Source organism: Gordonia heveisoli, assembly GCF_030315745.1.
GTDB lineage: Bacteria > Actinomycetota > Actinomycetes > Mycobacteriales > Mycobacteriaceae > Gordonia.
In genome coordinates this window covers 358,048-371,907 of sequence record NZ_JASXSH010000001.1, presented here as the reverse complement: position 1 = coordinate 371,907, position 13,860 = coordinate 358,048, and the positions used below count along the sequence as shown (strand labels likewise).

Annotated in this window: 12 protein-coding genes and 1 pseudogene; 9 read left to right on the top strand and 4 right to left on the bottom strand. The window is 66.9% G+C overall.

The window, feature by feature from the left end; genetic code table 11:
- A pseudogene (locus QSJ18_RS01655) lies at positions 1-206 on the top strand (restriction endonuclease); the annotation flags it as partial.
- Positions 207-289: 83 nt separating this feature from the next.
- Complete coding sequence (locus tag QSJ18_RS01650; protein WP_353507194.1) at positions 290-490, top strand: restriction endonuclease; 201 nt, start codon at positions 290-292, stop codon at positions 488-490.
- 74 nt (positions 491-564) lie between these two features.
- Here QSJ18_RS01650 and QSJ18_RS01645 read toward each other — a convergent pair whose 3' ends face one another.
- Positions 565-822, bottom strand: coding sequence for a hypothetical protein (locus QSJ18_RS01645; protein ID WP_286324439.1), 258 nt, complete (start codon positions 820-822; stop codon positions 565-567).
- A gap of 620 nt (positions 823-1,442) precedes the next feature.
- On the opposite strand from QSJ18_RS01645, the gene QSJ18_RS01640 reads away from it, so the two are divergent.
- Complete coding sequence (locus QSJ18_RS01640; protein WP_286324438.1) at positions 1,443-3,002, top strand: HNH endonuclease signature motif containing protein; 1,560 nt, start codon at positions 1,443-1,445, stop codon at positions 3,000-3,002.
- Between the two features lie 122 nt (positions 3,003-3,124).
- Positions 3,125-3,514, top strand: a complete 390-nt coding sequence (locus QSJ18_RS01635) for a hypothetical protein (RefSeq protein WP_286324437.1) — start codon at positions 3,125-3,127, stop codon at positions 3,512-3,514.
- A gap of 12 nt (positions 3,515-3,526) precedes the next feature.
- On the opposite strand, the gene QSJ18_RS01630 is transcribed toward QSJ18_RS01635, so the two are convergent.
- Both QSJ18_RS01630 and QSJ18_RS01625 read right to left on the bottom strand, forming a co-directional pair.
- Positions 3,527-4,645, bottom strand: coding sequence for a CaiB/BaiF CoA transferase family protein (locus QSJ18_RS01630; RefSeq protein ID WP_286324436.1), 1,119 nt, complete (start codon positions 4,643-4,645; stop codon positions 3,527-3,529).
- A 28-nt stretch (positions 4,646-4,673) separates the two neighbouring features.
- Positions 4,674-5,477, bottom strand: coding sequence for an enoyl-CoA hydratase/isomerase family protein (locus tag QSJ18_RS01625; protein WP_286324435.1), 804 nt, complete (start codon positions 5,475-5,477; stop codon positions 4,674-4,676).
- A 167-nt stretch (positions 5,478-5,644) separates the two neighbouring features.
- On the opposite strand from QSJ18_RS01625, the gene QSJ18_RS01620 reads away from it, so the two are divergent.
- Together QSJ18_RS01620 and QSJ18_RS01615 are read left to right on the top strand one after the other, a co-directional pair.
- The gene (locus QSJ18_RS01620) at positions 5,645-6,511 is read left to right on the top strand and encodes an enoyl-CoA hydratase/isomerase family protein (protein ID WP_286324434.1); all 867 of its coding nucleotides are present in this window, start codon (positions 5,645-5,647) and stop codon (positions 6,509-6,511) included.
- 10 nt (positions 6,512-6,521) lie between these two features.
- Positions 6,522-8,153: a class I adenylate-forming enzyme family protein gene (locus QSJ18_RS01615; RefSeq protein ID WP_286324433.1), complete on the top strand. Its 1,632-nt coding sequence runs from the start codon at positions 6,522-6,524 to the stop codon at positions 8,151-8,153.
- On the opposite strand, the gene QSJ18_RS01610 is transcribed toward QSJ18_RS01615, so the two are convergent.
- Positions 8,073-8,906, bottom strand: coding sequence for an oxygenase MpaB family protein (locus QSJ18_RS01610; protein ID WP_286324432.1), 834 nt, complete (start codon positions 8,904-8,906; stop codon positions 8,073-8,075). The genes QSJ18_RS01615 and QSJ18_RS01610 overlap by 81 nt on opposite strands.
- Before the next feature lie 151 nt (positions 8,907-9,057).
- Here QSJ18_RS01610 and QSJ18_RS01605 point away from each other — a divergent pair, with 151 nt between their 5' ends.
- The 3 genes from QSJ18_RS01605 (at position 9,058) to QSJ18_RS01595 (ending at position 13,769) form a co-directional block, all read left to right on the top strand.
- Positions 9,058-9,357, top strand: a complete 300-nt coding sequence (locus QSJ18_RS01605) for a hypothetical protein (RefSeq protein ID WP_286324431.1) — start codon at positions 9,058-9,060, stop codon at positions 9,355-9,357.
- 102 nt (positions 9,358-9,459) lie between these two features.
- Positions 9,460-12,027, top strand: a complete 2,568-nt coding sequence (locus QSJ18_RS01600) for an ABC transporter ATP-binding protein/permease (protein WP_286324430.1) — start codon at positions 9,460-9,462, stop codon at positions 12,025-12,027.
- Positions 12,024-13,769: an ABC transporter ATP-binding protein gene (locus QSJ18_RS01595; RefSeq protein ID WP_286324429.1), complete on the top strand. Its 1,746-nt coding sequence runs from the start codon at positions 12,024-12,026 to the stop codon at positions 13,767-13,769. The genes QSJ18_RS01600 and QSJ18_RS01595 overlap by 4 nt, the downstream gene beginning before the upstream one ends.
- The last annotated feature ends 91 nt before the right edge of the window (positions 13,770-13,860 follow it).

Below are 13,860 nucleotides of genomic sequence, written 5' to 3'. Positions count from 1 at the left end.
CCCGCTCGGCGGTCAAACAAGATCTGCTCTACACGCTGGGCAGCGTACTCACCGTGTTCGCGCCGAGTAAGAACAATGCCGTCTCTCGGCTCGAGCACCTGCTGCAATATGGCACGGATCCCGGTGCGGTGGAAGCTCTGCCCATCCTTCCGGAATCGTCACCGCGGGTGAGGATTCCGACGGTTCGGTCGACTCGCCCGAGCTGAGCACCGAGTTCGAGCAAGCCGCCACGGATCAGATCCTCACCCGAATCGGAGAGGATTTCACGGGTCACGAGTTGGCACGGTTGGTGACTGCGGTGCTCGAATCGGAAGGCTTCCGATGCGACATGTCTCCGCCGGGGCCGGATGGGGGCATCGACATCTCAGCGGGCCGCGGACCGCTGGGGTTGGATTCGCCAACTGTGTTGGTACAGGTCAAATCTGGTGGTCAGGTCGGCGCGCCGGTGGTGTCACAGCTTCAGGGGGTGTTGAGCGACCCCGAAGGCTGACGTTTCCATCAAACCGAAGTCGTTGGCAGACGCGCAGCGGCCCAACGTCATTGCCGACTCGTGCGGGACCGTAATCAGTCGCCAATGCGGATCGCGTTGTTGCCAGTGGGGTCGGTGCACTTCAGGTAAGACTCCGCATGGCTGCGTCCGGCCAGGTAGGGCCAACTGCACGCCCACCCTCGAACGGTCAAGAAGAGCCCCTGTCCTTCGGGCGTACCCAGCGCGATCGCGGCCTCATAATCACGGGCGACAGCCAGTGCTTCCGCGCAGTCGACGCTGCCTTCGAGCACCGCGACCGGACTCGCTATTCCGGTCCGCGGATTTGTCAGCATGTCGCAGACGACACCTACCGATGCGCGGCTTGGCGAGGCCGGCGTGGTGGGGGGTGATGCGGCTGTCGCCTCTTGGGATGGTTGGGCGCCATCTATCGGTGACTGACTGGCCGGCGATGACGAGCCGGCGCCGGCGTTTGGCGATGCGGAGTCTCCGGCGCATCCCGTGACCGAGATGAGCAGTGCGCTGATCGGGACGAACACAACACCGACCCGAGTAGCGGAAACCATGTTCACGCCTTTGCATTGCGCCAATAGGAGTCTATTGACCATACCGGATTCTCGGTCTCGATAATTCGTGTGCGACAGGCTCGCGGCCGCCGACAACGGTAGCGGCTGACTATGGCCGTAGATCGCGGTTCCCGATTGCGAAGGCTTGCTAATCCCATTGGTACACAGGCAATTACGGCATTCGTCCCGAATCACCCAAGCCGCTCGACCGAGGTGCCTACCGTCGTCGGCTACAAAAACAACCGAGCGGGACTCGGCTATGTTGAGCAACCGACGCAAGGACGATGATGGACGATAACTGACGTACCCAATTCGCACTTCACGGTCGACTTGTCCACAGGCGGTCGTGGCGGACGAAAATTGTCGGCTGCCGAACGTATATTCGAAGCATGGATTTTGTGGTGGACGACTCCCCGGCTCCCGAGCCGCCGGAGGTTGTGCGGCAGATGTCGGGCGACCACTCGTTGACGGCCGCCGAGTTGGTGGAAGTGCTGGCTCACTGCGCATCGATCACCGCCGCCGCGCAGTATCGGATGGTGATGGCCGCCAGCCTCATTCACGAACAGCGCGAAGAGGAATACCTGGCCGAGATAGCCGAGAAGCGTAGTGGTGAATCCACGATCGCTGAGATGGCCACGACCGCGGCCAACGTCGCCGTCGGGATCGATCCGCGTGCGGAGTTCGGTCCCGACGGTCTGGAACGCACCGTCGCCGAGGTCGGCGCGATCCTGACCGTCACCCCGGCCCGGGCGCGGGAGCTCATCGAAGCGGGTAACGCGGCCCGCTATCGGTTGTCGTTCTCCGCGCACGTGTTCGCGACCGGGCGGATCGATCTGACTCGATTTTTGATCGCGATCCGCCACACCGACCTGTGCTCGCCCGAACACATCGTCGATGTGGATGCCCATATCGCGGAGGCGCTTTTTGATCGTCCGCCGATGTCGACTACTCGGTTCACCGCGTTGATCGATTCGATCGTGCACCGGTTCGATCCTGATGCGTTGCGGCGGCGGCGCGAACACGGCGCTCGGGATCGCAACGTCAGTGTCCGGCCTGACCGGTTCACCCCAGGCAACGCCCGGGTGTCAGGGTCGTTGCCGGCGGTCGAGGCTGCGGTGTTGAACGCCCGGCTCACCGAGATGGCGGCCGGTGTTCATCGCGGTGACCCACGCACCACAGCGCAACGGCGCGCCGATGCGTTGGTGGCCCTGGCCCGCGGCGAGAACATGCTCGTCTGTGGTTGCTCGGACTGTGTCGAGCACCCTGAGGCCGCTGACGGCGACCAAACCACCCCCGACCAATCCGCCGACGACCGCACCACGTGTGCTCCTCGTCCGACGTTTCATATCGTGGTGAATCTGTCGACGCTGCTGGGTCTCGACAATCATCCGGGGTTCCTCGATGGTCATGGCCTCGTCGATGCCGCCACTGTGCGGACGTTGCTTGCCGAGGCTCGCCGCAGTTACGTCACCGCGCCTACCGCGCCAGCGACGAACGATGGCGGGTCATCGACGTACGTGCCGAGTCGCAAACTCGCCGAACTGATCCGTGCGGGCGAATTGTGTTGCACCTTCCCCGGCTGCAACGCACCGGCGTGGCGGGTCGATGTCGACCACACCGTTCCTTACAACCACCGCAACCGTTGCCGAGGCGGCCGCACAATCGCGGGAAACCTCAAGCCGTTGTGCCGTTTTCATCACCGCATCAAAACGTTCGGACATTGGCAGGACTACCAAGACGATCTGCTGGCGGCGTGGTTCCAGTCCCCGACCGGGCACATGTTCTTCGGCAACTGCTTCAACGGACGTGACCTGTTTCCTGGGCTGATCCCGGCCCGCCCCGCAGACCATCCAGCCCGTGCACACCTCGACCGGCGGCGGAAGCTACGCGCCCGTCGTTACCGCAACGCCATCGACGCCGACCGTGAGGCGAATCCGCCACCCTTCTAGGACAGGAGACGCCGCTGCTGGTCTGTCGTCCGGACGGACGCTGGTGCATGCCCGGATTGTCGGGTTACGTTTCTCCGCAGGTGCGTGAATCCAATCGCCCAGAATCGAGCAGGAGTATAGAGATGAACACTCGTACGTCGGCGATTATCGCCGGTGCCTTGACTGCGGTCGCGATCACCGCGTCAATCCCGGGAACAGCCTCGGCAAGCTCGTTCACCAACAAGTACAGCGGCTCTGACCGAACCGACGGTGGGATCACGACGCTGAACTACAGCGCGGGCCACGCGAGTTTCACCCTCCGGTTGAACGTGGACGGCTGGGCCAGCGATGAGGCGTACACGATCAATATGTACGACCGCACCGGGAAACGTGTCTGGGGGGCGAGCGTCAAGGGCAAGCCGCTGATCAGCGGTCGCGCGGGCGACCAGACCTATTCAATCGGCTCCAACGTCACCCGCATCTCGGTCGACCCGAAGTCATGGACTTCGCTCGTCAAGTGGAGTCGTGCGTAGCACTCTCACATTTCAGCTCACGTCCGGTGCCGCCCAGTCGGCAAGCACCGCCGCGGATTCGGTGTGAGTGAGTGCGGCTGCCGGCCGTCCGACGATGCCGTCGAACCGTGGTGCAGGCGCAGGGGTCAGCACACCGTCCACCTCGCGCAGGGCGCCGCGGGCCGCGATATGCGAATGGTCGGCGGCCTCGGGGAAGCTCAATACCGGCGAGACGCAGGCGTCGGTGCCCTCGAAGACCGCCGTCCATTCGTCGCGGGTACGGGTGGCGAACCGCTCGGCGATCGCCTTGCGTAGCTGCGGCCAACCGTCCCGATCATGCTGCGCCGGAACATCGTCCAGACCGAGTAGTGAGGTGAACAGCGTGTAGAACTGCGGTTCGATGGCACCGACCGCCATCCACCCGCCATCGGCGGTCTCGTAGACGCCGTAATACGGTGCGCCGCCGTCGAGGACATTGGCGCCGCGCTCATCGACCCAGTGGCCGTCGGCGCGCATCCCGAAGATGAAGCCGGCGAGGGAGAGTGCCCCGTCCACGATCGCCGCGTCGACAACCCGACCCTGTCCGGACCGCTGCCTGTCGAACAGTGCCGAGACGATGCCGAGCACCAAGAACATGGTGCCGCCCCCGAAGTCGCCGACCAGGTTCAGCGGAACCTGCGGCGGCCCGTCGTTGGGTCCGATCGCGTCGAGGATGCCGGTGATGGCGATGTAATCGATATCGTGTCCAGCCGCGTCGGCCAGCGGACCGTCCTGACCCCACCCCGTCATCCGGCCGTACACCAAGCCACGATTGCGGTCCCGGCAGACGTCGGGCCCCAAACCCAGACGTTCGGCGACGCCGGGACGGAACGGGTCGATCACGACGTCAGCGGCGGCAATCAGCTCGAGGACCGTCGCGATGCCGTCGGCGGACTTCAGATCGGCGACCACCTGCCGGCGTCCGCGGCCGACCACCGAGTCCGCCCGCTTGGGACCCTGTCCGGGCCGTTCGACGAGGACGACGTCGGCACCGAGCTCGGCGAGCAGGAGTCCCGCGTACCTACTCGGTCCGATGCCGGACAGCTCGACGACGCGCACGCCGCGCAACGGGCGGGCCGGGTCGGTGGGGGAAAGCGGGCTAGCGGCGGTCATGGTGTCTCCATTGACATCTCGGGGCTGATCAGCGATAGGTCGGGGGGGCGTTGTGCCGCGGCATGGCACGACGCACCTCGACGGGTTGATTGCCGATATGTGTATAGGCCATCCCGTTCTGCAGCGCGGTGGTGCGCGTCATGTCGAGCGATTCCCAGATCGCACGGACCGTGCCCTGGATGGCCACCGGGTTGCGTGCGGCGATGCGGGCCGCGATCGAGTGGGCATGGGAGCGCAGATCGGCGTCGGGGACGACCTCGGTGACCAGACCCAACCGCAGTGCGGTGTCGGCGGTGATCCGTTCCTCGGTGCCCATCAGTGCCCAGCGCAGGACGTCGCCGACGGGAACCCCGCGGGCGAGCATGCCGATCGGCTCCAGCGCGGAGACGATGCCGCCGTTGGCATGTGGGTCGAAGAAGACGGCGCTTTCACCGGCGATGATGATGTCGGATTCATTGAGAAGGTACTGGGCGCCGCCGGCAGCCATGCCATGCACGGCCGCGATGACGGGTTTCCACACGCGATGGTGGAGTTTGGGGGACAGGGTTACGCCGGGATCGAAGGTGTTCCACACGTTTTCCCGGAGGAACCACGAGGCACCGCCCTTGATGTCGGCGCCGGTGGAGAAGGCACGATCGCCGTTGGCCTGCAGGACAACCGCGTGGATGTCGTCGGTCTCGCGGATCGTCGTCCAAGCCCAGGTGAGGTCGCGGGCCATGGCGTCGTCGAAGGAGTTGAGTGCTTCTGGACGATTGAGGGAGATGGTGGCGACATGGTCGTCCCCGGTTTCGAAGGTGATCGCGGTGAGGTCATCCGCCCCCGCGACGCTCACCGCCGGACCTCCGCGTTGGGTGATCGGATGCCGGAAACCTCGATCGATGTGCTGACAATCATTCGGATGAGTGTACTCTTAACCAAAGCCGAGTTGTTGAACTCGGTAAACGATGTTGCCGCGACAGCGGTGATGAATCACCGCGACGGGAGGGGAGAGTTCGTCCGATGAATACTTCTGTGTCGCAGCCGGAAACGACTCCATCCACGGATTCGAAGACGGACCGCGGCATCGACGTCGAAACCGGTAGCCCAACGGTGCTGGCCGAGATCTCCGATGGGGTCGGCATCGTGACACTCAACCGGCCCGAACGACGCAACGCCCTGCACCCGGAGATGTACGACGCGGTCCCCGCGGTGCTGGAGAGGTTCGCGGCCGACGACGAGGTCGGAGCCGTCATCATCACCGCCGCGGGTACCGCGTTCTGTGCGGGTGGCGACGTCCGGGACGGGAAAGCACGGCGTGCCGCCGCAGAGCGTGTCCCGACGGTGGAGGAACGAACCGCCGAACTGTCCCACAATGCGCGGATGGTCCGGTTCCTGCACGAAATGCCGAAGGTGACCATCGCGGCCTTGCCGGGTGCGGCGGTCGGGGCAGGCATGAGCATCGCGCTCGCCGCAGACTTCCGGATCGCGGCCCGTTCGGCGAAGCTCATCCCGGGCTGGTCAAAGCTGGCCTTCTCCGGCGACTTCGGCGGCACCTGGTTCCTGACCCGCCTGGTCGGTCCATCGGCAGCACTGGAGATTCTCGTCGAGGATCGGCCCATCACCGCCGATGCCGCGCTGGAACGCGGCCTGGTCAACCGGGTCGTCGACGATGCCGATCTGCCGGCGGCGGCGCGCGCGTGGGCGGCGCAGATAGCGGCCGGGCCGCACGGTGCGTACGCCGCTATGAAAGCCAATGTCGTCCAGACGCATTCGATGACCCTCGCCGAGGCGCTGCCGATCGAGAGTGAGCGGATGGTCCGGGCCGGGCTGACCGACGAGCACAAGGCTGCGGTACGAGCCTGGCTTGCCGCCGCAAAGAAGCGGTGACCACAGGTCGATGACAATCGGCGAGCAGATCACCTCGGCCGCCCGGCGGTTCCCGGCAACTCCGGTGATCTTCACCAGCGATACCCGACCGGAGCAGGCCACCACCCTCGAACAGCTCTACGCTGACGCCCAGCGGGTGGCCGCCGGACTGCGAGCGGCCGGTGTCGGTCGCGGGAGCGTGATCGCCGTCCAGCTACCCAACTGGCGCGAATGCGTAGTCGCGCACTCGGCGGGGTGGCTGCTCGGCGCCACGGTTCTGCCGATCGTGTCGATCTACGGTCCGGCCGAACTCGACTTCATCATGCGCAGTTCCCGGGCGCGCGTCTACATCGGCGCGGCGTCGTGGCGGGGCCGTGACGGTAGCCGGTTGTTCGAGACGGCGGCCGCGGTGCCCGGCCTCGACCTCCGGTACTCCGTCGGCGGACCGATCACGGGTGCAAGGGATTTCGAGGATCTGAGCGTGACCGGTCCCGGCGTCCCGGATGTCGCCGATGCCGACGCCGACGACGTCGCCCTGCTGGTCTACACGTCGGGGACCACCGCTGAACCCAAGGGGGTCCGGCACACCCACCGCACCTTGCTCGGTGAGATCGCGGCGATGGTCCAGATGCGTCAGGGTGGACCTGAGGTCAGTTGCCTGGCAGCCTTTCCGTCCGGCCACGTCGCCGGGGTGTTGGGCATCGTGCGGCTGCTGACTCGCGGAACGCTGACCGTCCTGATGGACGCCTGGGATCCCGCGGCGGCCGTCACGCTGATCGAGACCCACCGCATTCAGGCCTCGGCCGGGGCCCCGATTCACCTGGCGGCCATCCTCGATGCCGCCGAGCGGCGGGGCGCGGACATCACCTGTCTGTCGGAGTACACGACCGGCGCGGCGAATGTCTCCGCGGACCTGATCCGTCGCGCGGATGCGGTGGGGGTGCGGGCGTTCCGCTGTTATGGATCGACCGAACATCCGACGATCTCATCGGGTACTACCGATGATCCGCTCGACAAGCGCGCCGGCACGGACGGGCGGATCACCCCCGGGACACAGGTGCGGATCGTCGACGACACCGGTCGGGAGGTCGACGCCGACGTCGACGGCGAAATCCTCACGCGCGGACCCGAACAGTTCGTCGGCTACACCAGTGCGGCGTTGAACACGGAGGCGTTCGCCGACGGATGGTTCCGCACCGGCGACATCGGCCGGATCGACGACGACGGCTATCTGCGCATCACCGACCGCAAGAAGGACATCATCGTCCGCGGCGGAGAGAACTTGTCGTCCAAGGAGATCGAGGATGTGCTCCTGGCCCATCCCGACGTCGCCGAGGCGGCCGCGGTCGGCGCCCCCGACGAACGCTACGGCGAACGGGTCTGCGCCTTCATCGTCCCGCGGGCTGACGCGACCATCGACCTCGACTCGATCCGGCGTCACTTCGCCGACCGGGGACTCGCGTGCCAGAAGACCCCCGAACGCCTGGAGGTCGTTACCGCCCTGCCCCGCACCGCGAGTGGCAAGGTGCAGAAGCCGACCCTTCGCGATCGGTTGGCCACGCGGCACCGCGGGGAATTGGCCCTACACCAGGGGCCGACCCAGGCGGCTTCGGATGCGCGTGTCCCACAGGAGGAGTCGGAATCCCGCCCGGGACAGCCATAGGGGTTTGCGGCGTTCGGCGTCAACGAGCTTCGCGACGTAGGCGTCGAACCAGGCCTGGTCGTCGTCGGTCCACGGCACGTCGAGGGCGTCCCGGAAGGGTTGCGGCAGATAGCCGATGGTCCGCCGGTACTTGACCGGGCCGAATCGCTGCCGGACGACCTTCGGCGCGTAGTCGAAGTTCGCGACGCCGAGTACGAAGTCACGGATCTCGGCGTCGATGCGCAATTGTGCGGTCTGGGTGTGCCAGTACTCGTCGAAGGCGTCGCGGTCGGCGGGCCAGAGCTCCGCAGGCATCTGCAGGGTCGTGCCGCACACCTTGCCCTGCTGGTAGAACCGCTCCCGGTCGAGGCCGGTGAGCGGGCCGTGTACGCGCTGGTAGATGTCCTCCCAGCCGAAGTACAGGCAGGCGGCGACCCACAGCTGCAGATCGCGGTTCATCGCGTTGTAGTCGACCGGGCTGTTCTCATCGGATCGGACCTGGGCGTGCTGGCCGTTGACCGCACTCCGGTAGCGGCGGCGGTCGTCGGCGTTACCGAGGATCGCCACCGACAGGTAGGTGGCGGTGGTGCGGGCGCGTTTGAGCGGATGACGGTCGAGCCGTCCGTTCTCGACCTTGCTGCGCACCACGCCGTAGCCGACGCCGGGATTGGCGAGCTGCATGATGACGTTGGTGGTGCTCATGGTGTGCCCCATGGACAGCAGTGACCTTGCGAAGAAGCTGCTGTCGAGGTGATCCATCTCGACACGCGTCATACGCCGGCTGGTCGTCATCGGGTCCCCCATCTGAGTACGTACGTATTCACAGTAGCTGACGCCTCTGACACCGGAGCCGACGTCGCGCCCGCAGGTCTGGGCGTCGGTGGCCTCGTCGGTCCGACCGGGCGGTGTGGCTACGCTGGACCCCATGTCTGTGAGTCCCACGGTTCCGGTGGTCGCGGTAGGTCTGGTCGGTGGCTATGCCACTGCACGATTCAGTGGAAAACGCCAGCTCGGCGGGGTGGTTCTGGGTGCGGCCGGGGCGTGGTGCACCCGTGAGTGGGCACGGCAGGGCCCGGTGGTCGCGACCGGTCTGCTCGGCACCTATCTGGGCGCCTTCGGTGGCTCGCACCCGCTCGCGAAGAAGATCGGGGCCTGGCCCTCGGTGGCGGCGGTGACCGCGGCAGCGGCAGCGGTGACGTACCTGGCCACCAGCAACCGGAGCTGAGGATCGCCGGGTTCGTCCGTCGATCGGCGGGAAGACGTCGTCCAGGTCTTCGCTTAGGCTACCCTTACGACGGGGAATGTGCCGAGGGGAAGGTCCGGACAGATGGCTCGTGGTTTCAACGGTGCGCTGATGCGCGCCTTCGGCGCGCGTGATCACCTTGCGACGGTTCGCGAGGTCACCTCCATCACGCCGCACTGCGTACGCATTCGGTTCCACTCCGACACTCTGTTCGGCGAGGCGCTGCCCGGTCCGGCGGCCTGGGTTCGCGTGTGGTTCCCGGACGCCGAGGGCAAGGAGTTCCAGCGGGCGTACACCTTCTCCGAGCAGGATCCGACGACTGGCGATTTCGCCCTCGACGTCATGCTGCACGAACCGGCGGGACCGGCGTCGACGTGGGCGAGAGACGTCGCCGCCCCCGGCGAGGCCCTGGCCATGGTGTCGATGAGTTCGGTCCCTTTCGAGGTACCTGCCGAGAACCCGCCCCATGGGTATCTGCTGATCGGGGACTCGGCGTCGCTGCCCGCGATCAACGGGATCATCGCCGCGCTACCCGACGAGTTCCCGATCGAGCTGTACCTCGAAGAACATGAACCCGCCGACCGGCAACTCCACCTCAACACCCATCCGCGGCTGCGGACCCAGTGGGTGCCCCGCGTCGACGCGACCTCGCTGGCCACCGCGATCGAGGCGCGCGACTGGTCGAACTGGTACGCGTGGGTGGGCCCGGAATCGGGCTCACTGAAGGAACTGCGTAAGCGGCTCAAGGAGTTCGGCTTCCCCAAGTCCGAAACCCACCCCCAGGCGTACTGGGCGCAGGGCAAGGCCATGGGTAAGGAACGTGACCCGGAGGCAACCCCCGCCGTCGAGCCGACCGAGCCGACCGAGCCGACCGCGTCCGCCGAGCCCGCCGGCCAATGGCGGGCCGATGCCGCCGGACGTCTGCTGGCACCGCTGAAACGGACGCTCATCACCGCGGGCGTACTCCAGGCGATCGTCACCCTCCTCGGCTTCGCGCCGTACCTGCTGCTGGTCGAGCTCGGTCGTCGACTGCTCGCCGGAGCCGGCACCGACGAGTTGTGGTCGGTCGGCATCCTCGCGCTCATCCTGCTCGGCGTCACCGCCCTGCTCGACTCGGCGCTGCTGTTGTGGCTGCACACCGTGGACGGACGCTTCAACCGTGACCTGCGGCAACGCCTGCTGACCAAGCTGGCGCGACTGCCGTTGGGCTGGTTCAGCGCTCGCACTTCGGGCAGCATCAAGACCCTCATTCAGGACAACACACTGTCCCTGCACTACCTGATCACCCATGCGGTGCTCGACGCGGTGGCCGCGGTGGTGGCGCCGATCGCGGTGCTCATCTACCTGTTCACCGTCGACTGGGGGATCGCGCTGTTCCTGCTGATCCCGGTGCTCGGCTACATCATCACCATGTATCGGATGATGATTCAGTCCGGATCGAAGATCCCGTTGTCGCAGACCTGGGCCGAGCGGATGAACACCGAGGCTGCCGCGTATCTCGATGCGCAACCGGTCATTCGGGTGTTCGGCGGGGTCAACGACTCCCGGTTCCGACGGAATCTCGAGGGTTACATCGAGTTCCTCGAGGACTGGCAACGACCGTTCATCAAGGCAAAGACGGTGATGGATCTGATGACCCGGCCGACCACCTTCCTGTGGCTGATCGCCGCGGTCGGCACCGGCTTCGTCATCTGGGGCTGGGTCGAGCCGATCGACCTGCTCCCGTTCCTGTTGCTGGGCACCATGTTCGGGGCCCGGCTGCTGGGGATCGGTTATGGCCTGTCCGGACTGCGGGCCGGCATGCTCGCCGCTCGTGACATCCAGAACGCCCTCGACGAGACCGAGCTGAGTCGTGGAGAGGTCACCGAGTCGACCACCGCACCTGCCGGTGAGGTCGTCTTCGAGCAGGTGCGGTTCGGGTACCGGCCGGATCTGCCGGTGCTGCACGATATCTCGCTGCGACTGGCGCCGGGTACGGTGACCGCGCTGGTCGGGCCGTCGGGATCGGGAAAGTCCACCCTGGCGGCGCTGCTCGCCCGGTTCCACGACGTCGATCATGGCCGGATCAGTGTCGGCGGCCGCGACATCACCTCGATGGACTCCGACGAGCTGTACCGCCGAATCGGGTTCGTGCTGCAACAAACCCAGCTGGTCACGGCGACCGTGGGGGAGAACATCGCGCTCGCGGTACCCGACGCCACCCTCGCCCAGATCGAGGCGGCGGCTCGTGCGGCCAACATCCATGACCGCATCATGGCGCTGCCACAGGGCTACGACACCCCGCTGGGTCCCGACGCCGCGCTGTCCGGTGGCGAGCGCCAGCGGCTGACCATCGCACGGGCCCTGCTCGCCGACGCCCCGGTACTGGTACTCGATGAGGCCACCGCCTTCGCCGATCCCGAATCGGAGTTCCTGGTCCAGCAGTCGCTGAGCCGGCTGGCCGCCAACCGCACGGTTCTGGTCATCGCGCATCGGCTCCACACCGTGGTCGACGCCGACCGGATCGTCGTGCTCGATGCCGGTCGGATCGTCGAATCCGGCACGCACACCGAACTACTCGCCGCCGACGGTCGTTACGGCGAACTGTGGTGGGCCAGCGCCGAGCGAACACTCGACGACGAAACCGTGACGGTGTCAGGAGAGGCCCGATGATCACCACCATCCTCGCCCTGCTGCCCTCGGGCAGCCGGGCAACCACCATCCGTTTCCTGTGCCTCACCGTGATCTCGGTGCTCGCCCGCGCGGTCGGGGTCGTGACGCTGGTGCCGCTGATCTCCGGCCTCCTCGAGGGGGACCACCAACGCGCGCTCGTCTGGCTGGGTGGTCTGACGGCCGCGACCGTGATCGGGTGGGCGGTCGACGCCCGCGCCTCGCGGCTGGCCTACGAACTCGGCTTCGGTTTGCTGACCAGTGCTCAGCACGGGGTCGCCGAACGCCTGTCCCGGATCCGACTGACCTGGTTCGGTGGTGACAACACCAGTAACGCCCGGCAGGCCATCGCGGCCACCGGCCCCGATCTCGTCGGCGTCGTCATCTATCTCGTGGTCCCGGTCGTCGGGGCGGTGCTGTTGCCGATCGCGATCGGCGTCGCCCTGTTCGCGGTGGCATGGCAGCTGGCGCTCGTCGCGCTGGCCGGTGTTCCGTTGCTACTCGGCGCGCTGTGGGCCACGAATGCCATCAGCCGCCGTGCCGATCATGTCGCGGACGCGGCGAACGCACAGCTGACCGAACGGGTCGTCGAGTTCGCGCGCACCCAGGAGGCGCTGCGCGTGGCGCGCCGGGTGGGGCCCGAGCGGAGCCTCGCGCGAGCGGCCCTCGACCGCCAGCACAATGCCACCCTGCGGTTGCTGCTCATGCAGGTACCGGGACAGATCCTGTTCGCGGTGGCCGGGCAGCTCGCGTTGTTCGCGCTGGCCGGGACCGCGGCCTGGCTGCACGTCGACGGTTCGCTGGCTACCGCGGAGACAGTGGCCCTGATCGTCGTCGCGGTGCGGTATTTGGAACCGTTCAGCGCGCTGGGCGAACTCGCCGGGGGGCTGGAGACCTGCCAGCTCACCCTGCGGCGAATCAAGGCGGTCCTCGACGCCCCGGTGGTCGCAGCGGGTACCTGCACGGCTGGGCCGAGCGCCGCGCCGCGCATCGAATTCGAGAAGGTGACCTTCCACTACGGTGATCCCACCCGGCCCGTTCTCGCCGACCTCGACCTCGTCTTCGAGGCCGGGTCCACCACCGCCATCATCGGCGCCTCGGGATCGGGTAAGTCGACGATCCTGGCCCTGATCGCGGGGTTGCAGCAACCGGTGTCCGGCCGGGTGCTGATCGACGGCGTGGACGCCGCGGACTTCGACGCACCGACCCGCCGCGCGTTGACCAGCGTCGTTTTCCAGCAGCCCTACCTGCCGGGCGGAACGGTCGAGGAGAACATCCGGGCCGGCCATCGGGAGGCGGATACGAAACGGTTCGCGCAGGTGACGGCACTGGCCAGGGTCGACGAAATCACCGACCGGCTGCCCGACGGGCCGTCGTCGGAGGTCGGCGAGGCGGGATCGGTCCTGTCCGGGGGCGAGCGGCAACGCGTGTCGATCGCGCGAGCCTTGCTCAAACCGGCGCCGGTGTTGCTCATCGACGAGGCCACAAGCGCCCTCGACAACGAGAACGAACGTGCCGTCGTCGACGCACTGTCGGCCGACGCGGTCGATCGCACCCGGGTGATCGTCGCCCACCGCCAGGCCGGCATCCGCCGCGCAGATCGGGTGATCGTGCTCGACGGCGGCCGGATTGTGGAAGCGGGGACCCCCGACGAACTCCGGGTGCTCGACGGCCCCTTCGCCCGGTTCTGGCGCCATCAGAGCGCGACCGCGTCGTGGCGGCTGACCGACGTGCCGCTCGGCTGAGTCCCACACGCCGAGTGGGGTCGCCGGGTCGGCGGTCTGGGGCGAGCGCCGTGCGATAGGTTCGCGGTGATCGCAACGGATTCATGCGCCG

Coding starts and splice junctions, on each gene's coding strand:
- QSJ18_RS01645 (WP_286324439.1), bottom strand. CDS start 822: ATGCTGACAAATCCGCGGACCGGAATAGCGAGTCCGGTCGCGGTGCTC.
- QSJ18_RS01640 (WP_286324438.1), top strand. CDS start 1,443: ATGGATTTTGTGGTGGACGACTCCCCGGCTCCCGAGCCGCCGGAGGTT.
- QSJ18_RS01635 (WP_286324437.1), top strand. CDS start 3,125: ATGAACACTCGTACGTCGGCGATTATCGCCGGTGCCTTGACTGCGGTC.
- QSJ18_RS01630 (WP_286324436.1), bottom strand. CDS start 4,645: ATGACCGCCGCTAGCCCGCTTTCCCCCACCGACCCGGCCCGCCCGTTG.
- QSJ18_RS01620 (WP_286324434.1), top strand. CDS start 5,645: ATGAATACTTCTGTGTCGCAGCCGGAAACGACTCCATCCACGGATTCG.
- QSJ18_RS01615 (WP_286324433.1), top strand. CDS start 6,522: ATGACAATCGGCGAGCAGATCACCTCGGCCGCCCGGCGGTTCCCGGCA.
- QSJ18_RS01610 (WP_286324432.1), bottom strand. CDS start 8,906: ATGACGCGTGTCGAGATGGATCACCTCGACAGCAGCTTCTTCGCAAGG.
- QSJ18_RS01605 (WP_286324431.1), top strand. CDS start 9,058: ATGTCTGTGAGTCCCACGGTTCCGGTGGTCGCGGTAGGTCTGGTCGGT.
- QSJ18_RS01600 (WP_286324430.1), top strand. CDS start 9,460: ATGGCTCGTGGTTTCAACGGTGCGCTGATGCGCGCCTTCGGCGCGCGT.
- QSJ18_RS01595 (WP_286324429.1), top strand. CDS start 12,024: ATGATCACCACCATCCTCGCCCTGCTGCCCTCGGGCAGCCGGGCAACC.